Genomic DNA, 23,171 nt, shown 5'->3' on the forward strand with positions numbered 1-23,171 from the left:
GGTGTATTCCCGTTTTCCTTCCCCTTGCATAGAAAGAGACTGCGATGAATTTATTGATCGAAAGACTGGGGCGCGTGGTGTTGATTCGCCTCAACCGGCCCCAGGCCCGTAATGCGCTCAGCGCACAATTGATGCGCGAGCTGCTGGAAACCCTGCAAGCCCTGGATGGTGATCCTGATGTCGGGTGTTTCCTGATCACCGGTACGAAGGATTACTTCGCGGCAGGCGCCGACATCAAGGAGATGTACGAAAAGTCTTGTATGGACATGATTCAGGAAGATTACTTTGCCGGATGGGACGCGTTTGCCGCGCTGCGCACGCCGAAGGTTGCGGCAGTGGCGGGATTTGCCTACGGCGGAGGGTGCGAGCTGGCAATGATGTGCGACGTGATCGTGGCGGCCGATTCCGCACAATTCGGTCTGCCTGAAATCACCCTGGGAGTGATGCCGGGCATGGGTGGCACGCAGCGTCTGACTCGTTTGATCGGTCGCGCAAAAGCCATGGACATGATTCTCACGGGCCGCTCGATGTCCGCTCGTGAGGCGGAGCAGTCGGGTCTGGTATCGCGGGTGATCGCCGCCGAGCATTTGCTCGAAGAGGCATTGTCGGTTGCTCGGCGAATTGGCGGTTTCCCTCGCACCGCGACACGGGCTGCGCGGGAGGCGGTGGACCGGGCCGATGAAACGGGGATGCGCGAAGGCCTTCTGTTCGAGCGACGTTCGTTTCACGGTTTGTTTGCGACGCCCGGCCAAAAGGAAGGCATGCAGGCATTTCTGGAAAAACGCGAGCCACGGTTTGATCTGATTTAAACGGCCCGCAAGTGGGCTCGCGCGTCACCGCGTGAAAGAAACTACAGTTCAAAGGGAATAAACCTACGAGGCGTGCGTCTCATAGCACCTTTCCCTATGGCCGATGGCCCTGGAGTCTTTCATGGTTGATCGCAGCTCACCGCCCGGCGGGCCACAACGCCCGCCATTGAGTGCCGCGAGCCTGGTGTTGCGTCTCGGCGGTATCGCCGTGGTGGTCGCAGCCGTGGCCGGGGCGTTTGCCTACGTTCATGGCTCGTTTGACCCACAACGCCTGACGCCAAAAGCGTTGGTCGATGTGCTGGAAAAGAACAACGGCGTGCATCCAGGGTTTCGCCGCAATCACGCCAAGGGCGTGTGTGTGATCGGACATTTTGAGAGCAGCGGTGAAGCGCGGCCGTTCTCCGTTGCGCAGGTGTTCAACGAGCCACGCACACCGGTGGTCGGGCGATTTGCGTTGCCGGCGGGCAGTCCTTATGCGCCGGACAGCGCCGTGCCGATTCGCAGCCTGGCGTTGCGTTTCACTCAGGCCAACGGCCAGCAGTGGCGCACCGGGATGAACAGCATGCCGGTGTTCCCGGTCGGCACGCCCGAGGCGTTCTATCAATTGCAGCAGGCGCAATCGCCGGATCCGGCGACCGGCAAACCGGACCCGACCAAGGTCCCGGCGTTCTTTGCCTCGCACCCGGAAGCCGTACCGTTCCTGACCTGGATAAAGGGCGCCAAGCCTTCGGCCAGCTATGTCACGGAAACCTACAACAGTGTCAACGCGTTCTATCTGGTCGATGCCAGCGGCAAGAAGCAAGCCGTGCGCTGGAGCATGACGCCATTGGCGCAGGATCCCGCCGGGGCCACGGCGCCGGAGGGCAGCGACTTTCTGGAGAAGGATCTGGTGCAACACCTGGCCGAAGGACCGCTGCGTTTTCAGTTGAACATCACCCTGGCCAACGCCGACGATCCGGTGAACGACGCGAGCAAGGCCTGGCCTGCCGGTCGCAAAGTGCTGAACGCCGGCACCTTGGTGCTGGAAAAGACGCAGCCACAACTCAGTGGCGAATGCCGCGACATCAACTATGACCCACTGGTCCTTCCTGCCGGGATTGAAGGTTCCGACGACCCTTTGCTCGCCGCTCGTTCAGCCGGTTACGCCGATTCCTACCTGCGTCGCACCAGCGAAGTCAGTCAATTGCCCACTGGCAAACAGGAGGCACGCCCATGAGAACGCCACCGACGCATTTCAATCCGCTGGCGCGGCTGCTGCACTGGCTGATGGCGCTGATGATCATTGCCATGCTGTTTATCGGGGCCGGCATGGTCACTTCGGTGTCGGCGCGGCATGAATGGCTGATCAACCTGCACAAACCGCTGGGTATCGCGATTCTGTTGCTGGTGATCGTGCGCATTCTGGTACGACTGGGTACTCGTCAGCCGCCATTGCCGACGGATCTTCCGGGCTGGCAGGTAATCGCGGCCAAGGCGTCGCACCTCTTGTTGTACGCGCTGATGCTGGTGTTGCCGCTGCTGGGTTGGGCGATGATCAGTGCGGCGGGGGATCCGGTGATGCTTGGCCATTCGTTGCAATTGCCGTCGATCCTGCCGGCAGATGCCCAGGTGTTTGCATTGTTGCGCAAGGCGCACGGTTATCTGGCGTATCTGTTGTTCCTGACCGTGTTGTTGCACCTGGCAGCGGCGTTGTTTCACGGTTGGGTGCGCCGTGACGAGGTGCTCGACAGCATGCTGCGGGGACGGAGTCGCGACTGAGCCCGGACGCTAATCCGACGTGGCGAGCGAGCAGCTCTGCTCGCCACGTTTTTGCGGTGCCAGCGTTCGCCACCAGTACAGCAATGCCACCATGTTGATTCCGGCACCCAACCAGCAGACACCCGGCCATCCTGCCCAGGCGTACATCGCGGTCGAGGCGATTGAGCCCACGGCGCTGCCAATCGAGTAAAACAGCATGTAGCCGGCGGTCAGTCGGCTCTGTGCCTGCGGGCGGACGCTGTAAATCATGCTCTGGCTGGTGACGTGCACGGCCTGCAAGCCCAGGTCCAGGGTGATCACGCCGAGCAACAGTGCCCATAACGAGGATTGGGTGAAGGCAATCGGCAGCCACGAGCCGAGCATCAGCAGCAAGGACAGGCCGCTGACCCATTGCCCGAGACCTCGATCCGCCAGGTGTCCGGCTCTCGCAGCCGCCAGTGCGCCAGCCGCGCCGGCCAGTCCGAACAATCCGATTTCGCTGTGGGAAAGCGACAGTGGCGGGGCGGCGAGTGGTAGAACCATTGGCGTCCACAGGACCATGGCACTGGCGAAAGTCAGCAACGCCAGAATCGCCCGCTGCCGCAGCACTGGTTCCTCTTGGAATAACCGGAACACCGAGGCGATCAGCGCTGTATAGGACGTTGCCGGTTGTGGGTTTTCATCCTTGGGCAGTACGCGGAACAGCAGCAATGCCATGACCAGTGTCAGCCCCGCCGACAACAGATAAATCGCCCGCCAACCGGCCAGATCCGCCATCCCGCCCGCCACGGTGCGCGCGAGCAAAATGCCGACCACGATGCCGCTGGTGATGACGCCGACGACGTGTCCGCGTTGCGCCGGGATGGCCAGGGTTGCGGCATAGGCCACCAGCACTTGAGTGACGACGGCGAGCAGACCGGTCAGGGTCATGCCGATCAGCAGCCAGGTGCTGCTGGTTGCCAGCGCGATCATCAGCAATGCCGCGGCGGACAACAGGGTTTGCGTGACAATCAAGCGCCGCCGGTTGAGCAGATCGCCGAGCGGCACGAGCAGTATCAGCCCGACGCCGTAGCCGACCTGGGTCAGCGTGATGACGATGCCGATACTGGCGGGCGACAGGTTGAACGCTTCAGCCATGGCATCCAGCAGCGGTTGAGCGTAATACACGTTTCCGACTGCCAGGCCGCAAGCGATGGCGAACAGCAACACCACGCTACTGCCGAGTGTTTGAGCTTTCATGTCCCGATTCCTTTTCAGGTTTTAAATTAAAACTAGATTGACGGTAAGTAATCCGGTTTTGTTTTGCAACCTGATTAGGAAAAAGTGCAGCGCAAAAAAAAGATCGCAGACAAGCTGCGATCTTTCATGCGGCGAAAAACAGGGGGGGATCAGCGCAGGGTGTCGACCATGTCGGCGATGGTGGTCAGCACGTCTTTGCCCAATTGTTTCGAGCGTTGGCCCGACCAACCGGTGAGCGGATTTGGCGCGTCATCGTGATCCTTGAACGGCATTTCCAGGGTCAGCGACAGACAATCGAACTTCTGCCCGACGCTGTTGCAGGCCAGGGTCATGTTGGCCTGGCCCGGTTCGTCGCGGGTGTAGCCGTACTTGGTCTGGAAGTCTTTGGTGGTGTGTTTCAGATGGCTGCGGAAGTGCTCTTCGAGTTTCTCGATCCGCGGAGTGTAGCCTGGGTTGCCTTCGCAGCCGGCGGTGAATACGTGGGGGATTTCTTCATCGCCGTGTACGTCGAGGAACAGATCGACGCCGTATTTTTCCATCTGCTGCTGTACGAAAAGGACTTCCGGGCTGACTTCCTGACTAGCGTTCTGCCAGGCGCGGTTCAGATCCTGGCCCATGGCGTTGGTGCGCAGGTGGCCGTGGAAGGCGCCGTCCGGATTCATGTTCGGCACCAGGTACAGATCGGCACTTTCCAGCAACTTGTTCAGCACTGGATCGTTGTGATGCTCAAGACGTTCGATCACGCCTTCCATGAACCACTCGGCCATGTGTTCGCCCGGATGCTGCTGGGCGATGATCCAGATCTTGCGTCGGCCTTCAGCGCCAGTGCCTTTGCGCAGCAGTTGAATGTCACGGCCTTCGACGCTTTTGCCGGTGGCCAACAGTTCGGTACCGGCCTTGGTCAGCGCTTGCTCGATCAACCATTCATGACGGCCACGGCTGTAGGGTTCGAAGTAGGCGAACCAGGCGTGAGTCTGCTCGGCTTCAAGGCAGAAACGCAGGCTGTCGCCTTCGAATTGGGTTGGAATGCGGAACCAGTTGACGTGGTCGTAGGAAGCGACGGCCTGATAGCCGGTCCAGGCTTTGTTGTAGGAGGACTGGCTGGCGTTGACCAGGCGAAACCAGTGTTCCTGATGAACATGCAGACCGCTGGCCTTGAAGTGGAACCACTGGAAGTGGGCGCTGCGGGTATCTGGCCGAATCGCCAGAACCGGGCTGAGCGGGTTGCTGATGTCGATGACTTGGATGTTGCCGCTGTCGAAGTTGGCGCTGATGTCGAACGAAGATTTGGCCACGGTCATAATCGGTTCCTGAATATGATTTTTATGGCGGCTACTTTACACGCAAGACAGGGGTGAAACCGAGGGAAATTGCGGGGTGTGGCGGGGGGCGTCCTCCATGACGCGGATGCAGCTTAGTAGCTGTGCGATTGATTCTCAAGTGCTAATTGGCATTACTTTTCCCTAACGCGGCCGGGGTTCGCTTGCCAAGCGATATTCTTTTGATATTATCCGCGCCATCGAATTTGCAGCACCCAAAGACTTCATTAGCCTGAAGCCACAAGCCAGAAAACTGGCAAAAAAAAGACCCGGCAAAAAGCCGGGTCAAAAACCGTGATTAGCCTGATGAGGAGATAGTCCAGAAGACCGACCTAAGGTCTCTGGTCCATCGACTGATCTCGCGACCAGCTGCTTGCAATAATAATCATTATCATTTGCAAGTCAAACGTTTTTATCTGCGCGATTGGAAAATTCTTTCCCGTCCGTCTTCAGCGAGCACCGCCATCGAGCGAGTGATCGACCATCGCTCGTGCCATGTCCACCATGTGCACTACCGAAAAAGCCAGATCCCGACTGACGCCCTGCAAGCCGTCTGCTGCCTTGAATGCTGTGGCTGCTGCACATCGCAGCAAATCCGAGGCGTGGACCAGGGATTCTTCGCCACTCAAGTTGCTGTTCACACCGAAAAAGCGCTCATCCACTTCCGGTTCTGACACAGCCGGTTTCAAGTAATAGTCCAGTGCCCGTTGCGCAGCGGCGCAACCTTGCGCAGACGTGAAGGTGGTGTCCATTTGCAGGTCGGGCAGGTCTTTGCTGGTGATGTTCATGGTGAAAGGTCACTCCTTGGTCGATTCAAATCCGTGATCCAAGAATAGTACCTAGAGTATTTGTGACCAGAATTTAAATACTACAATATGTGTTTTGATGGCCCGGGACGGGCACGTATGGTGCCGCACATGGATAAATGGATTGAGTTGGTCAAGGCCAAAATGAGTGAACTCAACGTCACTCAAGTCGAGCTCGGCGAGCGCGTCGGCATGTCTCAGGGCGGTATCGGCCATTGGCTGAACAAGCGCCGTGAGCCCGGCATCACGCAGATGAACCGCGTGCTGAAAGCGCTGGGCATGGAGTTTCTCGAAGTCGCGGTAGTGATCCGCGAACCGCAAGTCGACAAGGACGACGAAATGCCCCTGGCGCAGAAGTACAACCCTTACTTTCGCTATCCGGTCAGCGAGTGGAATGCGCCGGTCGAGGCCCGTGAAAGCCAGCCAGCGTATTCGAGTGCCAAGGACAAGCGGCGTTTTGAGCTGACGGATTATCACGCCCGTGGCCCGGCGTTCTGGCTCACGGTGATGGGGAATGCGATGACCGCGCCCACCGGGCAGAGCATCGGCGAGGGGATGCTGATCCTGGTGGACCCGGCACTGGAAGCCGAGCCCGGCAAACTGGTGATCGCCCAGTGGCCGGACAGTGACGAGGCGATTTTCCGCAAGCTGATCGAAGAGGGCGGCCAGCGCTACCTGATGCCGCTCAATCCGACCTGGCCGAAAGCCTTGTTTACCGACGAGTGCCGAATCATCGGTGTCGTGGTTCAGGCATCGGCCAAATACTAGTCAGATCGATCCTCGCCAGGCGTAGGATCGATCCACCTCTCAAGCCTCTTCCAGCTCGACCAGTGCGCTGCCTTCGCTGACCATTTCGCCTTCCTGGCAATACAGCGCCTTGATCACGCCGGCATGGGGTGCGCGGATGCTGTGTTCCATCTTCATTGCTTCCAGCACCACCAATTGAGCGCCGGCTTCAACCGATTGCCCGGCCTCCACTAGAACTCGCACGATGCTGCCGTTCATAGGCGCAGTCAGACCGCCCTGATGACTGTGGCTGGCTTCGACAGCGCTGATCGGGTCGTACGTTTCAACGCGCCGCAATTCGCCATCCCATTGCAGATACAGAACCTCTCCACGACGAATCGCACGCAGCTGACGACGCAAACCATCACGCTCGATCACCAGTTGCTCGCCGATCAGTTTTGCATTGCCGCCAGCACCGAGGGTCAGCGCTTGGTCCTGCCCCTCGCAGCTCAAATGCAGAGTGATTTCGCGTGGCAACCCGGCACGCAAACCGCTGTGCAGCGCCCAAGGCGAAGCCGGATCATCCGATCGAGCCGCCCCTGGCAAACTCTGCGCATAAGCCTGCGCCGCCGCATCCCAGAACTCATCGCTCAGCGCGACAGGCGCTGGCAGTAGCTGTTCCTGATAGCGAGGAATGAACCCGGTATCCAGCTCGGCGGATGCAAATGCTGGATGACCGATAATCCGCCGCAGGAAGTTGATGTTGGTCTTCAACCCACCAATCGCGAACTCATCAAGCATGCTCAGCAGCCGCAACCGCGCCTGTTCACGATCTTCGCCCCAGGCGATCAGCTTGCCGAGCATCGGGTCATAGAACGGCGAAATCTCATCGCCTTCCTCAACGCCCGCGTCAACGCGACGCCCTGGCCCTGCAATGGATTCGCGATACAGATCGAGGCGACCGGTAGCTGGCAGGAAATCATTCGATGGATCTTCCGCATACAACCGAACTTCAATTGCATGCCCGTTCAGCGGCACCTGATCCTGAGTGATCGGCAACGTTTCGCCACGGGCGACGCGAATCTGCCAGGCCACCAGATCAAGGCCGGTAATGGCCTCGGTGACGGGGTGTTCGACCTGCAACCGCGTGTTCATCTCCATGAAGAAGAACTCGCCGCGAGCGTCCAGCAGAAACTCCACTGTGCCGGCGCCGACATAGCCGATGGCCTGTGCCGAACGCACTGCCGCTTCGCCCATCGCTCGACGCAGTTCCGGACTAAGGCCCGGTGCCGGTGCCTCTTCGACGACCTTCTGGTGCCGGCGCTGAATTGAGCAGTCACGTTCATTCAGATACAGGCAATTGCCATGCTGATCGGCAAACACCTGGATTTCCACGTGACGCGGCTTGAGCAGGTACTTCTCCACCAGCATCCGCGAATCGCCGAACGACGACTGCGCTTCACGCTGAGCCGAGGCCAGTGCCTCAGCCAATTGGCTGACGTCCTCAACGACCTTCATGCCTTTACCGCCACCGCCAGCGGTGGCCTTGAGCAGCACCGGATAACCGATGCGTTCGCAAGCATCACGGAAGGTATCCAGATCCTGAGCTTCGCCGTGATAACCCGGCACCAGCGGCACACCAGCAGTTTCCATCAGGGCCTTGGCGGCGGATTTGCTGCCCATCGCGTCGATGGCCGAAGCGGGCGGGCCGAGGAAAATCAGGCCGGCCGCTTCGATGGCGCGGGCAAAACCAGCGTTTTCGGAAAGAAAGCCATAACCCGGATGAATTGCCTGAGCGCCGCTGGCCTTGGCCGCTGCGATCAGTTTGTCGATTTGCAGGTAGCTGTCGGCCGCTTTGCTGCCGCCCAGATCGACGCGGATATCCGCTTCACGGCTGTGCCGCGCTTCCCGGTCGGTCGCGCTATGCACGGCGACGGTGGTCAGGCCCAGCGACTTGGCGGTGCGCATGACCCGGCAAGCGATTTCGCCACGGTTGGCCACCAGCAGGGTGGTGAGAACAGGTGAGCTCATCAACGCGGCTCCTTGGTGGTGGTTGCGGCTTGCCAGCTCGGTGGACGTTTCTGCAGAAAGGCCCGCAGACCCTCCTGGCCTTCCGGGCTGACACGGATGCGGGCGATGGCGTTTTCGGTGTAACGGCGCAGGGCTGGGGTCAGCGCGCCGTTGCCGACTTCACGCAGCAGATCCTTGCTGGCACGCATGGCGGCGGGGCTGTTGAGCAGGAGGTTGTCGATCCATTGTTCGACTTTCTGCTCAAGCTCGGTCGCTGGATAGCTCTCGGACAACAAACCGATTTCCCGCGCCCGCTGCCCACCGAAACGCTCGGCCGTCAGCGCATAGCGCCGCGCCGCGCGCTCGCCGATGGCTTGCACCACGAACGGACTGATCACAGCTGGCGCCAGGCCAATGCGCACTTCCGACAGACAGAACTGCGCGTCGTCGGCGCCAATCGCCATGTCGCAGCAGCTGATCAGGCCCAGCGCGCCACCGAACGCCGCGCCTTGCACCACGGCCACGGTCGGGATTTTCAGCTTGGCGAGGTTGTACATCAGCTCCGCCAGTTCCCGGGCGTCGTCGAGGTTGGTGTGGTAATCGAGTTCGGCCGATTGCTGCATCCAGGCCAGATCCGCGCCGGCGCTGAAGTGTTTGCCGCGTCCGCGCACCAGCAGAAAACGCAGGCTGGCGTCGCTGGCGACCTTGTCCAAAGCCAGGATCAGTTCGCGGATCATCTCGGCGTTGAATGCGTTGTTCTTTTCTTCGCGGCTCAGCCACAGGGTCGCGAAACCCCGTGGATTGCTCTGCAATTCGAGGGTGTTGAAGTCGCTCATGAGGTTCTCCCGATCACATCCGGAACACGCCGAAGCGGCTCGGTTCGATAGGCGCGTTCAACGACGCGGACAAGGCCAGGGCCAGTACATCGCGGGTTTGTGCCGGGTCGATGACGCCGTCGTCCCACAGTCGTGCGCTGGAGTAGTAGGGGTGACCCTGCTCTTCGTACTGGTCGAGAATCGGTTGCTTGATCTCGCTTTCCTGCTCGGCGCTGAACGCCTGGCCGCTGCGTTCGGCCTGCTCGCGCTTGACCTGAACCAGCACGCCGGCCGCCTGTTCGGCGCCCATCACGCCGATCCGCGCGTTCGGCCACATCCACAGGAACCGCGGATCGTAGGCTCGCCCGCACATGCCGTAGTTACCGGCGCCGAAGCTGCCGCCGATGATCACGGTGAATTTCGGCACCTTGGCGCACGCCACGGCGGTCACCAGTTTCGCGCCGTGTTTGGCGATGCCGCCGGCCTCGTATTTCTGGCCGACCATGAAGCCTGTGATGTTCTGCAGGAACAACAGCGGGATGCCGCGCTGACAGGCGAGTTCGATGAAGTGCGCGCCTTTTTGCGCGGCTTCGGCGAACAGGATGCCGTTGTTGGCGAGGATCGCGATCGGGTAGCCGTGCAGATGGGCGAAACCGCATACCAGCGTGGTGCCGAACAAGGCTTTGAATTCATCGAACACCGAACCGTCGACCAGTCGCGCAATCACTTCGCGCACATCGAACGGCTGTTTGGCGTCCGCCGACACCACACCGTACAACTCGTCGCTGGCGTACAGCGGCGCAATCGGCGCGCGCTGCTGCACTTCGCCGAGCTTGCGCCAGTTGAGGTTGGCGACGCTGCGGCGGGCGAGGGCGAGGGCGTGCTCATCGCTTTCGGCGTAATGGTCGGCGACCCCGGAGATCTTGCAATGCACGTCGGCCCCGCCGAGGTCTTCGGCGCTGACCACTTCGCCGGTCGCGGCTTTCACCAATGGCGGGCCGGCGAGGAAAATTGTCGCCTGATTGCGCACCATGATCGCTTCGTCAGCCATGGCCGGCACATAAGCGCCGCCGGCGGTGCACGAGCCCATGACCACGGCAATCTGCGGAATGCCCATGGCGCTCATGTTGGCCTGGTTAAAGAAGATCCGCCCGAAGTGCTCGCGATCCGGGAACACTTCGTCCTGACGCGGCAGGTTGGCGCCACCCGAGTCCACCAGATAAATGCATGGCAGGCGATTTTGCTGGGCGATCGTCTGGGCGCGCAGGTGTTTCTTCACGGTCAGCGGGTAGTACGAACCACCTTTCACCGTTGCGTCGTTGGCGACGATCATGCACTCGACGCCTTCCACCCGGCCGATCCCGGCAATCACGCCAGCGGCCGGCACGTCTTCGCCATAAACGGCGTGGGCGGCCAACTGGCTGATTTCTAGAAACGGCGAGCCCGGATCGAGCAAGCGGTTGATCCGCTCACGCGGCAGCAGTTTGCCGCGTGAGGTGTGACGTTCCTGAGCTTTCGCGCCACCGCCCTGTGCCACTTGGGCGAGCAGGGTATGCAGGGCGTCGACCTGTTCGAGCATCGCCGCGCTGTTGGCGGCGAACTCCGCTGAACGGGGGTTGAGCTGGGTATGCAGGATAGCCATGGACAGCTCCGTTTAGCGGGTTTCGTTGAACAGTTCGCGACCGATCAGCATGCGACGGATCTCACTGGTGCCGGCGCCGATTTCGTACAGCTTGGCGTCACGCAGCAGACGGCCGGCCGGGAATTCGTTGATGTAACCGTTGCCGCCGAGAATCTGGATCGCGTCCAGAGCCATTTGCGTGGCGCGTTCGGCGGTGTAGAGGATCACGCCGGCGGCATCCTTGCGCGTGGTTTCGTTGCGCTCGCAGGCCTGGGCCACGGCGTAGAGGTAAGCGCGGCTGGCGTTGAGCTGGGTGTACATGTCGGCGACTTTGCCCTGGATCAGCTGGAATTCGCCGATGCTCTGGCCGAACTGCTTGCGGTCATGGATGTACGGCACGATCAGGTCCATGCACGACTGCATGATCCCGGTCGGGCCACCGGACAGCACGACGCGTTCGTAATCGAGGCCGCTCATCAGCACTTTCACGCCGCCGTTGAGCACGCCGAGGATGTTTTCTTCCGGCACTTCGACGTCATCGAAGAACAGCTCGCAGGTGTTGGAGCCGCGCATGCCGAGCTTGTCGAACTTGTTGCTGCGGCTGAAGCCTTTCCAGTCACGCTCGACGATGAATGCGGTGATGCCGTACGGGCCTTTTTCCAGGTCGGTCTTGGCGTAGATCACGTAGGTGTTGGCGTCGGGACCGTTGGTGATCCAGGTCTTGCTGCCGTTGAGGACGTAGCGGTCACCGCGTTTTTCGGCGCGCAGTTTCATCGAGACCACGTCGGAACCGGCGTTAGGCTCACTCATCGCGAGGGCGCCGACGTGTTCGCCGCTGATCAGCTTCGGCAGGTATTTGGTTTTCTGTTCGTGGTTGCCGTTGCGGTTGATTTGGTTCACGCAGAGGTTGGAGTGGGCGCCGTAGGACAAAGCCACCGAAGCGGAACCGCGGCTGATTTCTTCCATCGCCACGACGTGCGCCAGGTAACCCAGACCAGCGCCGCCGTATTCTTCCGGCACGGTGATGCCGAGCAGGCCCATGTCGCCGAACTTGCGCCACAGATCGGCGGGGAACAGGTTGTCGCTGTCGATCTGCGCGGCGCGCGGAGCGACCTCTTTGGCGACAAAGGACTGAACCTGATCGCGCAGCATGTCGATGGTTTCACCGAGGGCAAAGTTCAGGGATGGGTAGCTCATGGGTCACCTTTTGGCTTTTTTGTAGGGCGGGGAGAAGGGCGTTTCAGTTCTCACCTTTACGTTAACGTAAGCCTGTGACGAATGGCTGTCAATCACCCTTTACGTTAACGTCAACTTGAGCGAGAGTAGAGCCAGTTCTGAACGGTCGGAGCTCATATGGCTCCGGTCCAACACCCACTAATAAAGACAATAGGGGTCGTCATGGATCAACCCAGTGCAAACCCGCAGCGCAGCTACACCCGTGGTTCCCAGGACAAAGCCTTGCTGGCGATGACCATCGGGCAGAAGTTCGACGAGACCGTCGCGCAGTACCCGGACGGCGAGGCGCTGGTGGTGCGCCATCAGCAGCTGCGTTACACCTGGCGGCAACTGGCCGACGCAGTGGACGTGCATGCCAGAGCGCTGCTGGCGTTGGGTTTGCAGGCCGGTGACCGGCTCGGCATCTGGGCGCCGAACTGCGCGCAGTGGTGCATCACTCAATTCGCTACCGCGAAAATCGGCGTGATTCTGGTCAACATCAACCCGGCCTACCGCAGCTCCGAATTGGAGTACGTGCTCAAGCAATCCGGTTGCCAATGGCTGGTCTGCGCCGGCGCCTTCAAATCTTCGAACTATCACGGCATGTTGCAAGGCTTGCTGCCGGAGCTGGCCGAGCAATTCATCGGCGAACTGCGCAGCGAGCGCCTGCCGGAATTGCGCGGGTTGATCAGCCTTGATTCACAGCCGCCTTCGGGTTTTCTCCCGTGGTCGCAACTGGCAGATCTGGCCGCCAGTGTCTCTCCAGAACAATTGCGTGAGCGCAGCGACAGCGTGCACTTCGATCAGCCCGTCAACATTCAGTACACCTCCGGCACCACCGGTTTCCCCAAGGGCGCGACCCTCAGTCACTACAACATCCTCAACAATGGTTACATGGTCGGCGAAAGCCTTGGCCTGACGGCTGTTGATCGCCTGGTGATCCCGGTGCCGCTGTATCACTGCTTCGGCATGGTCATGGGCAACCTCGGCTGTATCACCCACGGCAGCACGATGATTTACCCCAACGATGCTTTCGATCCGCTGCTGACCCTGAGCACCGTCGCCGAAGAAAAGGCCACCGCGCTTTACGGCGTGCCGACCATGTTCATCGCCATGCTCGATCAGCCGCAACGCGCCGAGTTCGACCTGTCGACCCTGCGCACCGGGATCATGGCCGGCGCCACTTGCCCGATCGAGGTGATGCGCCGGGTCATCAGCGAAATGCACATGTGCGAAGTGCAGATCGCCTACGGCATGACCGAAACCAGCCCCGTATCGCTGCAGACCGGCCCATCCGACGAACTGGAACTGCGCGTCACCACTGTCGGCCGCACCCAGCCGCAACTCGAAAGCAAAATCATCGACGAGGCCGGCAATCCGGTTCCGCGTGGCACGATCGGCGAACTGTGCACCCGTGGCTACAGCGTGATGCTCGGCTACTGGAACAACCCGAATGCCACCGCCGAAGCCATCGATGCAGCGGGCTGGATGCACACCGGCGACCTGGCGAGCATGAACGACGAGGGTTACGTGTGCATCGCCGGCCGCAACAAGGACATGATCATCCGTGGCGGCGAAAACATTTACCCGCGTGAACTGGAAGAGTTCTTCTTCACCCACCCGGCGGTGGCGGACGTGCAGGTGATCGGCATTCCCTGCTCGCGTTACGGCGAGGAAATCGTCGCCTGGATCAAATTCCACCCCGGCCACAGTGCCACCGAACAAGAGCTGCAAGCGTGGTGCAAGGAACGCATCGCCCACTTCAAGACGCCGCGTCATTTCAAGTTTGTGGAGGAGTTTCCGATGACGGTGACGGGCAAGATCCAGAAATTCCGGATGCGCGAGATCAGTATCGAGGAGTTGCGCAGTAACGAGGGCTGACACAGTTTCAACTTTCTATATCGATCAGAGCCTTCGAAGCCAAGGCGCGGACCCTGGCTTCGAAAGCGGCGCTTATTGCTTTACTTCTACATTTTCCAACGCCTGATTCACCGCCAATTCCCCCAACATCACCACTTGCGCAATGCCCAGCAGGGTCTTGCGGTTCGGCCCTTCCAGCAGGCCGGCGAAGTCACCGAGCATGACCGTGGCTGACGCGAGGGATTCGCAGGCGTTGGCCAGCAAGGACTCCGTGTCGGTTTGCGGGTTGACCATGAACATGTCGTTTGGGGTGTAAGGCGTGGCCATGATCCGGGCTGCCGGGGTCAGGTAATAGTCGAGGGCGCGTTCGGCCGCGTCGTGGAGTTTTCTTGAATCGGGAAATTCGTACGGGGACACCGGATCTTCTAACGGTGGAATGACGGTCGTGGACATCAGCTAAAACTCCGCACAAGAGTCGCTTGAGGATTTGTGTAGACGGCTGCCAGGCAGCGAGGGGACAAGCCCCTCACCGAGGCGGCAACTACCGCGAGACGTGATGGTTATCCAGCACACGATTGACCAGCAGCTCACTCAGCATGATGACCTGCTGCAGAATCTGCATCGCCTTGCGCTGCGACGGGTCGACGGTGTCGCCAATATCCCGGGCCATGTCACTGGCCGACGACAGCGTTTCGCACGCTTCGACCAGCAGCGTTTCGTCATCCACCGTTGGATTGACCAGATAGATCCTGCCCGGCTTGCGTGATGGCTTGGACGTCTTCTGCGCCCCAGGATCGAGGTAATGATTGATCGCCCGCTCGGTGGCCGTTTTTATGTTTTCGGCTTCGAGTGCGGCGTCGTAGGGGATTGAGTCGGTTTCTGGTGGGTTTGGCGTGGCTTTGAACATACGTGTAACTCCTATCGCAGACTTCAAGGAGCCATCACCCACGCTACCAAACGATGGGTGGCGGCCATACGCGGGTTGGTAGACCGGCTGCAATAGGAACCCGGCGCTCACGAATGAGCCCCACGCATGACCACCATAAAGCAGAACCCCAAAAAAGGGACTGCATACGGTGTTGCCATACAGCTATTACAGACGGGCTACCAAACCCGATCACTGTTTTTCAGTGACAGGGAAACGATATAGCCCACCCCATAGCCGCGTAAGCCGGCGGATTCTGGCGTACGCGTAGGCAACGACGCAAGGTGTTGTAGCCCTTATGGCGTAACGGTTCGTGTACTTTAAACGCCGATGCGGCGTCGTGTTTACACACGGCGAAAGCCGTGAACCCTCCGTGTTTTTGTTGGGATTACTTGTATGTGGGGGGCTGGATGTTGAGGCACAAGATCAATTGCCCCACTGAGATCTTACCGAGTGAGCGCTTGTAGGAAGATCGAGATGGGCGAGGAGATTCGTCGCGGACAATTTCAGAACGCCAGACAGCACAAAGGGGAGCCGAAGCTCCCCTTTAATTTTGTCGTCGCGTGCTCTTTTTTATTATTGAGGGGCGGTCTGTTGTTGTTTTTGGCAACCGTGGCCCTTTACCGCTGTTTTTGGCGACCCCCATCCGGGGTCAAGAGCAAACGTATTTTTTTGAGCGCTGATCTGCTTTCTCGCTAGGCGATCCAACCGATTCGGGAGCTACCTGAAGGTAGTTTTATTGTTCTCTGCCCGGTTGCGGGTCATTCCGAGGAATACCCTGAAAAGCACACCTTCTCCAAAAAAATCTGTTAGCTGCGTCTCTGCCGTGTTGTTTTTGTTATGTCAGAGTCGGTACGTCTTATTTTTATTGGTTTGCTGCTTTTTATTCTTGTTATGCCATAGAGATAGCAGAAGCCGTGCCAACTTTTAAAAACCCTTGTAAATCAAGGGTTTGAGTTTTTTGAAGGATTTTTCCTTCAGTCAAAACCAGACAATTTGTTTCCGTGTTACTCGCCTATGCCCACGTTTCGGACACAGCGGTAACACCTTCGCCCTCACTGTGCGCTGCGAGCCTTGGCCACGCGCGAACCGGTCGGGCGACCCAGCACGGCACTGATCTGCTGGCCGGCGGCAATCAAGGCGTCGAGGTCGATACCGGTCTCGATGCCCAGGCCGTTGAGCAGGTACACCACGTCTTCGGTGGCGACGTTACCGCTGGCGCCTTTGGCATACGGGCAGCCGCCGAGGCCGGCGATCGAGCTGTCGAACACCGCGATGCCTTCCAGCAGGCTGGCGTAGATGTTGGCCATGGCCTGGCCGTAGGTGTCGTGGAAGTGGCCGGCGAGTTTCTCGCGGGGCACCTGTTTCGAGACCACTTCGAACAGCCGGCGAGTGGCGCCCGCGGTGCCGGTGCCGATGGTGTCACCCAGCGAGACTTCGTAGCAGCCCATCGCGTACAGCTCGCGGGACACCATCGCCACTTGTTCCGGGGCGACCTCGCCTTCATAAGGGCAACCCAGCACGCAGGAAACGTAACCGCGCACGGTAACGCCGTGCTGTTTCGCCGACTCCATGATCGGCGCGAACCGCGCCAGGCTTTCGCTGATCGAGCAATTGATGTTGCGCTGCGAAAAGGCTTCGGACGCTGCGGCAAACACCGCGACTTCCTTGACCCCTGCCGCCAGTGCATCTTCGAAGCCGCGCAGGTTCGGCGCCAGTGCGCCATAGGTCACGCCGGGCTTGCGCTGGATCTGCGCGAACACCTCGGCGGAACCGGCCATCTGTGGCACCCACTTGGGCGAAACGAAACTGCCGACTTCTATATAGCCGAGGCCGGCAGCGCTCAACGCGTCGACCAGTTGCACCTTGTCGGCAACGCTGATGGGCTGGGCTTCGTTCTGCAGGCCGTCACGCGGGCCGACTTCGATCAGGCGTACTTGGGAGGGGAGGGACATGGCGTTGACCTGTTGTAATTGTCGGGAGGCTACTGCGCGACTTGCTGACTCTTGAGCGTCTGCTCCAGCGCCTGCACGCAGCGTTCTTCGGCGGTGTCGAGTTCCAGCTTCATCTGTTCGATGTCCAGCAATTGCTGCTCGAGCTGTTCCCGGCGCTCGCTGATTTTCGCCAGCATGCTGTTGAGTTGTTTGGTGTTACCGCTGGAAGGGTCGTAGAGCTCGATCAGCTCGCGGCACTCGGCCAGGGAAAAACCGATGCGCTTGCCCCGCAGGATCAGCTTCAGGCTGACCTTGTCGCGCGGCGAATAGATGCGTTCCTGGCCTCGGCGCTCGGGGCTGAGCAGGCCTTGTTCTTCATAGAAGCGGATCGCCCGGGTGGTGATGTCCAGCTCGCGGGCGAGGTCGGAAATGCTGTAGGTCTGGCTGCTCATGAAAGCGCTCGAAATAAGGTCTTGGCGCTAAGCTAATGGCAGGTTGACGTTTACGTCAAGTGGCGGGCGCCTGCAGCTTGTCGAGCTTCTTCTCGTGCGCTGTCACTTGCTGGCACAGCTCGATCATCTGCTCGCGCATCCAGCGGTTGGCCGGATCCTGATCGGTGCTTTCGTGCCAGTACAAATGGGTTTCCACCGGAGGTACATCGTTAACCGGCAGATTGAACGCATGCAGGTCATGGCGACGGGCGAAACGCTCCGGCACGGTCATTACCATGTCGGTCTGCTGCAACACCTGGGACGCCATCAGATAGTGCTGCGAGCGCAGGGCGATCTTGCGCTGGATGCCCATTTTGCCCAGCGCCAGATCGACGTGGCCCAGGCCACTGCGGCGGCTGGAAATATGAATGTGGGTCAGCGACAGGTAATCGTCGAGGGTGAATTTTTCCTTGGTCGCCAGCGGATGGCCCTTGCGCATCGCGCAGACATAGCGGTCTTCCATCAGCTTGACGTGGCGCACCTGCGGGTCGGTGTTGAGCGGCGCGTCGACCGCGAAGTCGAGACGCCCGGCGGCCAGTTCCTTGGTGGTTTCCCGGCGTTTGGACAGGAAGCTTTCGATGATCACCGTCGGCGCCAGGCGACGCAGACGCTGGAACAGTGGCGGCAGAATCACCGCTTCGGTCAGGTCGGTCATGCTGATGCGGTAAGTCTTGACCGCTTGCGATGGGTTGAAAATCCGGCTTTCCTGAACCGATACCCGCAGCAGCGACAGCGCATTGCGCACCGGGCCGATGATGTTCTGCGCCATGGGCGTTGGCACCATGCCCTGGGCCGTGCGTACGAAGAGCGGGTCGTTGAAGGTCTCGCGCAACCGCGCCAGGGCGTTGGACACCGCCGGCTGAGTGATACCGACAATCTGCCCGGCGCGGGTCAGGTTGGCTTCGGTATAGATCGCGTCAAAGACGATGAAGAGGTTGAGGTCGACCTTGCTCAGATTCATGACGCACTTCTCTTGTTATGGGGGTGGATAGGGCGGCTGACGATCAGTGGATCATATATCGGTGATGAATGTTTATACACGCCGAGAATAGGCTAGGTAAATTATCAACGCTGTTCTAGCATCGATTGCATGACTTAAACAACCTGCCGAAAAAAGGTAATTGCTCATGGATTTCGCTTATTCGCCCAAGGTGCAAGAACTGCGTGAGCGCGTGACCGCGTTCATGGACACTTACGTTTACCCGGCCGAAGCCGTGTTCGAACGGCAGGTTGCCGAGGGCGACCGCTGGCAGCCGACCGCGATCATGGAAGAACTCAAACTCAAGGCCAAGGCTGAAGGACTGTGGAATTTGTTTCTGCCTGAGTCGGAGCTCGGCGCCGGCCTGACCAACCTCGAATACGCGCCCTTGGCGGAAATCATGGGCCGTTCGCTGCTGGGCCCCGAGCCGTTCAACTGCTCGGCACCGGACACCGGCAACATGGAAGTGCTGGTGCGTTACGCCAACGAAGAGCAGAAACAGCGCTGGCTCGAACCGCTGCTGCGCGGCGAGATTCGCTCGGCGTTTGCGATGACCGAACCGGACGTCGCATCCTCCGACGCCACCAACATGGCTGCTCGTGCCGTGCGTGATGGCGATGAGTGGGTGATCAACGGCAAGAAATGGTGGACCTCCGGCGCCTGCGATCCGCGCTGCAAGATCCTGATCTTCATGGGCCTGAGCAACCCCGACGCCCCGCGCCACGCCCAGCACTCGATGATTCTGGTGCCGGTCGACACCCCCGGCGTGAAGATCGTCCGTCCGCTGCCGGTGTTCGGTTACGACGATGCACCGCACGGTCACGCCGAAGTGCTGTTCGACAACGTACGAGTGCCGTACGAAAACGTCCTGCTCGGTGAAGGACGCGGCTTTGAAATCGCTCAAGGTCGCCTTGGCCCAGGCCGGATTCACCACTGCATGCGTTCGATCGGCATGGCCGAGCGCGCACTGGAACTGATGTGCAAACGTTCGGTGAGCCGTACTGCATTCGGCAAACCGCTGGCGCGTCTGGGCGGTAACGTCGACAAGATCGCCGACTCGCGGATGGAAATCGACATGGCGCGCCTGCTGACCCTGAAAGCGGCGTACATGATGGACACCGTCGGTAACAAGGTCGCCAAGAGCGAGATCGCGCAGATCAAGGTCGTCGCACCGAACGTCGCGTTGCGGGTGATCGACCGGGCGATCCAGATCCATGGCGGGGCAGGGGTGTCGAACGACTTCCCGCTGGCCTACATGTACGCCATGCAACGCACCCTGCGCCTGGCCGACGGCCCGGACGAAGTGCACCGCGCGGCGATCGGCAAGTTCGAGATCGGCAAGTACGTGCCGAAGGAAATGCTGCGTAGCGAGCGCTGATCAGCATTAGTCCCCCTGATCGTTCCCACGCTCTGCGTGGGAATGCATACCGTGACGCTCCGCGTCACAGTGGACGCAGAGCGTCCATGGCTGCGTTACCACGCAGAGCGTGGGAACGATCACCGTTTCGGCGTGTTTGCGTGGGAACGATCGAGGAGGTTCAGTAAACCCAAACCTCAACCCGCCGATTCTTGATCCTGCCCTCATCCCCGCTGTTGGTCGCCACCGGCATCAGCGCGCCAAACCCGCGCACCTCGCGCAACACCACGCCGTTCTTCACCAGCTCCCGCCGTACCGCCATCGCCCGCAGCTTCGACAGCAAATCCGCCCGCGCCGGATCGTCCTTGGCATCGCCGAATCCCACCAGTGTTACCGCACGGTCAGTCTTCTCGTGGTGCTTTATATAGTCGAACACCCGGGCCAGATCCTGGCGGGCCTTGTTGTCGAGGCTGGCGCTGCCTTCTTCAAAACGGAAGTTCACGGTCAGACGCTGGGCGTGCCGGCTGAGGGATTGATAACCCTCGGGCATCAGCGCATTCGGCGTGACCGAGATGGCGTGCACGGTCTGGGCGATAAAACCGTTGGCCGCGACAATCGCCTGGCCCTGACGGCTCTGCGCAAAGTCCACCAGCGCCCGGGCCCAAGGATTCTGGCTATCGGGCGGCAAATAGAAAAACAAACGCCGGGACAGTGGATAGTCTTCGGTGGCGATCAGGCTGGCCAGCGGCAACATCGCCAGGGATTGCCCGTCGACAATCGCCACGGCTTTGGCCTGGCGCACATAGGGCAGGCCGATGAAACCAATGCCCTGCGGATCGGCGCTGACTGCATCGGACAATTGCTCGCTCGACTCGAAACGTTTCGCCGAATTATTCAGGGTTTTCCCACGACGGCTGAGGACAAGTTCCTTGAAGGTGTCGTAGGTGCCGGACTGATCATCCCGCGCATACAGATGAATCGTCCCACCCTTGCCGCCGAGTTCTTCCCACGTCTTCGCCTCGCCGCTGAAGATCCGCGCCAGTTGTTCGGTGTTCAATTGGTTCAGCGGATTGACGGGGTGAAGGATGATCGCCAGGCCATCGATGGCAATGACTTGCTCGGCGCCGGGGCTTTTCAGGTCGCCGAGGGGTTGCAGGCTGGCGAGTTCGCTGTCCTTGATCGGACGAGAAGACGCGGCCAGATCGGCGCTGTTGCTTTTGAGTGCCGTGAAACCGGTGCTGGAGCCATGGGCGGCGATTTCCACCACCACGCGTTTACCTTGGGCCGTCAGACCGACGACCCGTTGTTCGTTGGCGGTGTCCGGGGTTTCGCTGTGGACTTTCGACAGTCCCTGTTCTTTGAGCAGGCCTTCCACCAGTGCCGGGCCGAGGGCCGCGCCAATGGTGTTGGAACCCTGGATGCGCAGGACCGGGCCGTTCTCGGGAATGGGCAATGCAGCGGCCGAAACCTGCAGCCAGGCACTCAGGAGAAAGACGAACAGAACGCGCAGGGTCATGCCGGCACCGAATGCAGCCAAGGGGATTGCCGGGGAGATTAAGTCAGTGAGGTTTCTGAAAGATGACAAGGCAGAAGATCACAACCGCTGGCTGTGATCTTCTGCTTCAGGCTGGTCAGCTCAATTCAAGCCAGATCGGCGCATGGTCCGAAGGTTTTTCCATCCCGCGCAGTTCATAGTCGACACCGGCCGCTTTCACCCGTGGCAGCAAGCCATGGGACGCCAGAATCACATCGATGCGCAGACCACGCTTCGGCTCGTCTTCAAAGCCACGGCTGCGGTAGTCGAACCAGCTGAACGTGTCGGCCACGTCTGGGTTCAGGTGACGGAAACTGTCGGTCAGGCCCCAGTTTTTCAGGCGGGCCATCCACTCGCGCTCTTCCGGCAGGAAGCTGCATTTGCCGGTTTTCAGCCAGCGCTTCATGTTGTCCGGGCCGATGCCGATGTCGCAGTCTTCCGGGGAAATGTTCACGTCGCCCATCACCACCAGCGGTTGCTCATTGTTGAACTGGCTTTCCAGCAGCGCTTGCAGATCGCTGTAGAAACGCTGCTTGGCGGGGAATTTGGTCGGATGGTCGCGGCTTTCACCCTGTGGGAAATAGCCGTTCATGATCGTCACCGGCACGCCGTTGGCGTCGGCGAAAGTGCCCCAGATAAAGCGTCGCTGAGCGTCTTCTTCATCGGTGGCGAAGCCTTTGTGCACGGCAATCGGCTCCTGGCGCGAGAGCAGGGCAACGCCGTAATGGCCTTTCTGGCCGTGGAAATACACGTGATAACCCAGGGCCCGCACTTCTTCCAGCGGGAACTGGTCGTCGTGGACCTTGGTTTCCTGCAGGCCGATGACGTCCGGCTGATGCTTTTCGATCAGCGCCGCCAGCTGATGCGGGCGGGCCCGCAGTCCGTTGATGTTGAAGGAAACGATCTTCATGGTCGGCAGTCCTGGCAAAAAGGCGATGCTAGCTGACATGTAGGATCTGGGCCAGCGTGGCGGTAGTCCATATGCGCTGCTAATGTCTTTCGGGTGTGGGAACGATCCCTTCAGCCCAAGGCTCGTATAACAAGAACGGGGCCTGTTGAGTCCCGTCCAGGGAGAATCACCGTCATGCCTGAAACCTCGACCGCCATCGCCGACATCCACATGCTCGACCGCGGCTATTCCCGTGAAGCGCGATCCCTTCTATATCAGGCCTATCGTCACGAGCCGACCTTCGCTTATCTGTTCGAGGCCGAACGCCCGGGCTACGAACAACGGGTGCGTGCCACGGTGCGGGAACTGGTCAAACAGCATTTCCTGCAGGATTTGCCGGCCATCGGCCTGTTGGTCAATGATCGCTTGATCGGCATCGCCCTGATCGCACCGCCGCAACGACGTCTGGGTGTCACCGAGAGTTGGGCCTGGCGTCTGCGCATGGTGCTGAGCACCGGTTTTCGCTGCACCCGGCGTTATCTGGAATATCACGCCGCCGTTGAAGCCTGCGTGCCGACCGACTCGGTGCACATGCTGCCGCTGCTGGGTGTGCATCCGCAATTTCAGGGCAAACACTTCGGCGAACAATTGTTGCAAGCGGTGCACAACTGGTGCGCGGTGGATGAGAGCTCCCAAGGGGTGATCCTCGACACCGGCAACCCGCGCTACCTGGAGTTTTACAAGCGTCAAGGCTATGAGGAAATCGGCGAAGTCGCCGTCGGACCGGTGCGCGAGCACGTTTTTTTTCACGCCAACCCGCAGGTGTTACAAACTGCAACGGGATAACCGTCGAACTTTTTGGGAAATTTCCTGTTCTATCACGCTCCCAAGCCCGTGATAGCATC

21 protein-coding genes are annotated in these 23,171 nt (G+C 60.1%); 7 read left to right on the forward strand and 14 right to left on the reverse strand.

All coding sequences use genetic code 11. The features are described from left to right. The first annotated feature begins 44 nt into the window (after nucleotides 1-44). From AC07VV_RS20345 to AC07VV_RS20355, 3 genes are all read left to right on the forward strand, one after another. The gene (locus tag AC07VV_RS20345; RefSeq protein ID WP_495037293.1) at nucleotides 45-809 is read left to right on the forward strand and encodes an enoyl-CoA hydratase-related protein; all 765 of its coding nucleotides are present in this window, start codon (nucleotides 45-47) and stop codon (nucleotides 807-809) included. A gap of 121 nt (nucleotides 810-930) precedes the next feature. Then, entirely contained in the window at nucleotides 931-2,025 is a 1,095-nt protein-coding gene (locus AC07VV_RS20350; RefSeq protein WP_495037294.1) for a catalase family peroxidase, read from the forward strand. Continuing rightward, the gene (locus tag AC07VV_RS20355) at nucleotides 2,022-2,567 is read left to right on the forward strand and encodes a cytochrome b (protein ID WP_495037295.1); all 546 of its coding nucleotides are present in this window, start codon (nucleotides 2,022-2,024) and stop codon (nucleotides 2,565-2,567) included. Before AC07VV_RS20350 ends, AC07VV_RS20355 begins: the two co-directional genes overlap by 4 nt. 9 nt (nucleotides 2,568-2,576) lie before the next feature. On the opposite strand, the gene AC07VV_RS20360 is transcribed toward AC07VV_RS20355, so the two are convergent. From AC07VV_RS20360 to AC07VV_RS20370, 3 genes are all read right to left on the reverse strand, one after another. Beyond that, nucleotides 2,577-3,785, reverse strand: a complete 1,209-nt coding sequence (locus tag AC07VV_RS20360) for an MFS transporter (RefSeq protein WP_495037296.1) — start codon at nucleotides 3,783-3,785, stop codon at nucleotides 2,577-2,579. Nucleotides 3,786-3,934: 149 nt separating this feature from the next. Beyond that, on the reverse strand, nucleotides 3,935-5,086 hold the full coding sequence (locus AC07VV_RS20365; RefSeq protein WP_495037297.1) for a M14 family metallopeptidase: 1,152 nt from the start codon (nucleotides 5,084-5,086) through the stop codon (nucleotides 3,935-3,937). Between the two features lie 467 nt (nucleotides 5,087-5,553). Beyond that, complete coding sequence (locus tag AC07VV_RS20370; protein WP_495037298.1) at nucleotides 5,554-5,892, reverse strand: DUF6124 family protein; 339 nt, start codon at nucleotides 5,890-5,892, stop codon at nucleotides 5,554-5,556. A gap of 129 nt (nucleotides 5,893-6,021) precedes the next feature. On the opposite strand from AC07VV_RS20370, the gene AC07VV_RS20375 reads away from it, so the two are divergent. Continuing rightward, the gene (locus AC07VV_RS20375) at nucleotides 6,022-6,678 is read left to right on the forward strand and encodes a LexA family protein (RefSeq protein ID WP_495037299.1); all 657 of its coding nucleotides are present in this window, start codon (nucleotides 6,022-6,024) and stop codon (nucleotides 6,676-6,678) included. A gap of 39 nt (nucleotides 6,679-6,717) precedes the next feature. Here AC07VV_RS20375 and AC07VV_RS20380 read toward each other — a convergent pair whose 3' ends face one another. From AC07VV_RS20380 to AC07VV_RS20395, 4 genes are read right to left on the reverse strand one after another with little or no spacing between them, the layout of a single operon-like run. Further along, entirely contained in the window at nucleotides 6,718-8,667 is a 1,950-nt protein-coding gene (locus tag AC07VV_RS20380; protein ID WP_495037300.1) for an acetyl/propionyl/methylcrotonyl-CoA carboxylase subunit alpha, read from the reverse strand. Continuing rightward, the gene (locus tag AC07VV_RS20385) at nucleotides 8,667-9,482 is read right to left on the reverse strand and encodes a gamma-carboxygeranoyl-CoA hydratase (RefSeq protein WP_495037301.1); all 816 of its coding nucleotides are present in this window, start codon (nucleotides 9,480-9,482) and stop codon (nucleotides 8,667-8,669) included. Before AC07VV_RS20385 ends, AC07VV_RS20380 begins: the two co-directional genes overlap by 1 nt. Before the next feature lie 13 nt (nucleotides 9,483-9,495). Next, a complete protein-coding gene (locus tag AC07VV_RS20390; protein WP_007951515.1) occupies nucleotides 9,496-11,103 on the reverse strand; it encodes a carboxyl transferase domain-containing protein in 1,608 nt (535 codons plus the stop codon). A gap of 12 nt (nucleotides 11,104-11,115) precedes the next feature. Further along, nucleotides 11,116-12,279: an isovaleryl-CoA dehydrogenase gene (locus AC07VV_RS20395; protein ID WP_495037302.1), complete on the reverse strand. Its 1,164-nt coding sequence runs from the start codon at nucleotides 12,277-12,279 to the stop codon at nucleotides 11,116-11,118. A gap of 201 nt (nucleotides 12,280-12,480) precedes the next feature. Between AC07VV_RS20395 and AC07VV_RS20400 the strand changes: the two genes are divergently transcribed. Continuing rightward, entirely contained in the window at nucleotides 12,481-14,178 is a 1,698-nt protein-coding gene (locus AC07VV_RS20400; RefSeq protein ID WP_495037303.1) for an AMP-binding protein, read from the forward strand. Nucleotides 14,179-14,250: 72 nt separating this feature from the next. Here AC07VV_RS20400 and AC07VV_RS20405 read toward each other — a convergent pair whose 3' ends face one another. From AC07VV_RS20405 to AC07VV_RS20425, 5 genes are all read right to left on the reverse strand, one after another. Then, nucleotides 14,251-14,610 (reverse strand): DUF6124 family protein, encoded by a 360-nt coding sequence (locus AC07VV_RS20405; RefSeq protein ID WP_085712433.1) that lies wholly within the window; start codon nucleotides 14,608-14,610, stop codon nucleotides 14,251-14,253. Between the two features lie 88 nt (nucleotides 14,611-14,698). Further along, a complete protein-coding gene (locus AC07VV_RS20410) occupies nucleotides 14,699-15,064 on the reverse strand; it encodes a DUF6124 family protein (protein ID WP_179694406.1) in 366 nt (121 codons plus the stop codon). Nucleotides 15,065-16,137: 1,073 nt separating this feature from the next. Next, on the reverse strand, nucleotides 16,138-17,037 hold the full coding sequence (locus AC07VV_RS20415; RefSeq protein WP_495037304.1) for a hydroxymethylglutaryl-CoA lyase: 900 nt from the start codon (nucleotides 17,035-17,037) through the stop codon (nucleotides 16,138-16,140). A gap of 29 nt (nucleotides 17,038-17,066) precedes the next feature. Continuing rightward, nucleotides 17,067-17,468 (reverse strand): MerR family transcriptional regulator, encoded by a 402-nt coding sequence (locus tag AC07VV_RS20420; RefSeq protein ID WP_007951507.1) that lies wholly within the window; start codon nucleotides 17,466-17,468, stop codon nucleotides 17,067-17,069. A gap of 55 nt (nucleotides 17,469-17,523) precedes the next feature. Then, nucleotides 17,524-18,468, reverse strand: a complete 945-nt coding sequence (locus AC07VV_RS20425) for a LysR family transcriptional regulator (RefSeq protein WP_011334997.1) — start codon at nucleotides 18,466-18,468, stop codon at nucleotides 17,524-17,526. A gap of 166 nt (nucleotides 18,469-18,634) precedes the next feature. On the opposite strand from AC07VV_RS20425, the gene AC07VV_RS20430 reads away from it, so the two are divergent. Beyond that, on the forward strand, nucleotides 18,635-19,864 hold the full coding sequence (locus AC07VV_RS20430; protein WP_102621748.1) for an acyl-CoA dehydrogenase: 1,230 nt from the start codon (nucleotides 18,635-18,637) through the stop codon (nucleotides 19,862-19,864). A gap of 160 nt (nucleotides 19,865-20,024) precedes the next feature. Here the strand turns inward: AC07VV_RS20430 and AC07VV_RS20435 are convergent, their stop codons facing one another. Then, nucleotides 20,025-21,359, reverse strand: a complete 1,335-nt coding sequence (locus AC07VV_RS20435; RefSeq protein ID WP_495037337.1) for a substrate-binding domain-containing protein — start codon at nucleotides 21,357-21,359, stop codon at nucleotides 20,025-20,027. A gap of 115 nt (nucleotides 21,360-21,474) precedes the next feature. Next, nucleotides 21,475-22,287, reverse strand: a complete 813-nt coding sequence (xthA, locus tag AC07VV_RS20440) for an exodeoxyribonuclease III (protein WP_249486990.1) — start codon at nucleotides 22,285-22,287, stop codon at nucleotides 21,475-21,477. 174 nt (nucleotides 22,288-22,461) lie between these two features. On the opposite strand from xthA, the gene AC07VV_RS20445 reads away from it, so the two are divergent. After that, on the forward strand, nucleotides 22,462-23,112 hold the full coding sequence (locus tag AC07VV_RS20445) for a GNAT family N-acetyltransferase (protein WP_085732178.1): 651 nt from the start codon (nucleotides 22,462-22,464) through the stop codon (nucleotides 23,110-23,112). Nucleotides 23,113-23,171 lie beyond the last annotated feature (59 nt).

This window comes from Pseudomonas sp. GW821-FHT02C04, assembly GCF_059421845.1.

Coding starts and splice junctions, on each gene's coding strand:
- AC07VV_RS20345 (WP_495037293.1), top strand. CDS start 45: ATGAATTTATTGATCGAAAGACTGGGGCGCGTGGTGTTGATTCGCCTC.
- AC07VV_RS20350 (WP_495037294.1), top strand. CDS start 931: ATGGTTGATCGCAGCTCACCGCCCGGCGGGCCACAACGCCCGCCATTG.
- AC07VV_RS20355 (WP_495037295.1), top strand. CDS start 2,022: ATGAGAACGCCACCGACGCATTTCAATCCGCTGGCGCGGCTGCTGCAC.
- AC07VV_RS20360 (WP_495037296.1), bottom strand. CDS start 3,785: ATGAAAGCTCAAACACTCGGCAGTAGCGTGGTGTTGCTGTTCGCCATC.
- AC07VV_RS20365 (WP_495037297.1), bottom strand. CDS start 5,086: ATGACCGTGGCCAAATCTTCGTTCGACATCAGCGCCAACTTCGACAGC.
- AC07VV_RS20370 (WP_495037298.1), bottom strand. CDS start 5,892: ATGAACATCACCAGCAAAGACCTGCCCGACCTGCAAATGGACACCACC.
- AC07VV_RS20375 (WP_495037299.1), top strand. CDS start 6,022: ATGGATAAATGGATTGAGTTGGTCAAGGCCAAAATGAGTGAACTCAAC.
- AC07VV_RS20380 (WP_495037300.1), bottom strand. CDS start 8,667: ATGAGCTCACCTGTTCTCACCACCCTGCTGGTGGCCAACCGTGGCGAA.
- AC07VV_RS20385 (WP_495037301.1), bottom strand. CDS start 9,482: ATGAGCGACTTCAACACCCTCGAATTGCAGAGCAATCCACGGGGTTTC.
- AC07VV_RS20390 (WP_007951515.1), bottom strand. CDS start 11,103: ATGGCTATCCTGCATACCCAGCTCAACCCCCGTTCAGCGGAGTTCGCC.
- AC07VV_RS20395 (WP_495037302.1), bottom strand. CDS start 12,279: ATGAGCTACCCATCCCTGAACTTTGCCCTCGGTGAAACCATCGACATG.
- AC07VV_RS20400 (WP_495037303.1), top strand. CDS start 12,481: ATGGATCAACCCAGTGCAAACCCGCAGCGCAGCTACACCCGTGGTTCC.
- AC07VV_RS20405 (WP_085712433.1), bottom strand. CDS start 14,610: ATGTCCACGACCGTCATTCCACCGTTAGAAGATCCGGTGTCCCCGTAC.
- AC07VV_RS20410 (WP_179694406.1), bottom strand. CDS start 15,064: ATGTTCAAAGCCACGCCAAACCCACCAGAAACCGACTCAATCCCCTAC.
- AC07VV_RS20415 (WP_495037304.1), bottom strand. CDS start 17,037: ATGTCCCTCCCCTCCCAAGTACGCCTGATCGAAGTCGGCCCGCGTGAC.
- AC07VV_RS20420 (WP_007951507.1), bottom strand. CDS start 17,468: ATGAGCAGCCAGACCTACAGCATTTCCGACCTCGCCCGCGAGCTGGAC.
- AC07VV_RS20425 (WP_011334997.1), bottom strand. CDS start 18,468: ATGAATCTGAGCAAGGTCGACCTCAACCTCTTCATCGTCTTTGACGCG.
- AC07VV_RS20430 (WP_102621748.1), top strand. CDS start 18,635: ATGGATTTCGCTTATTCGCCCAAGGTGCAAGAACTGCGTGAGCGCGTG.
- AC07VV_RS20435 (WP_495037337.1), bottom strand. CDS start 21,359: ATGACCCTGCGCGTTCTGTTCGTCTTTCTCCTGAGTGCCTGGCTGCAG.
- xthA (WP_249486990.1), bottom strand. CDS start 22,287: ATGAAGATCGTTTCCTTCAACATCAACGGACTGCGGGCCCGCCCGCAT.
- AC07VV_RS20445 (WP_085732178.1), top strand. CDS start 22,462: ATGCCTGAAACCTCGACCGCCATCGCCGACATCCACATGCTCGACCGC.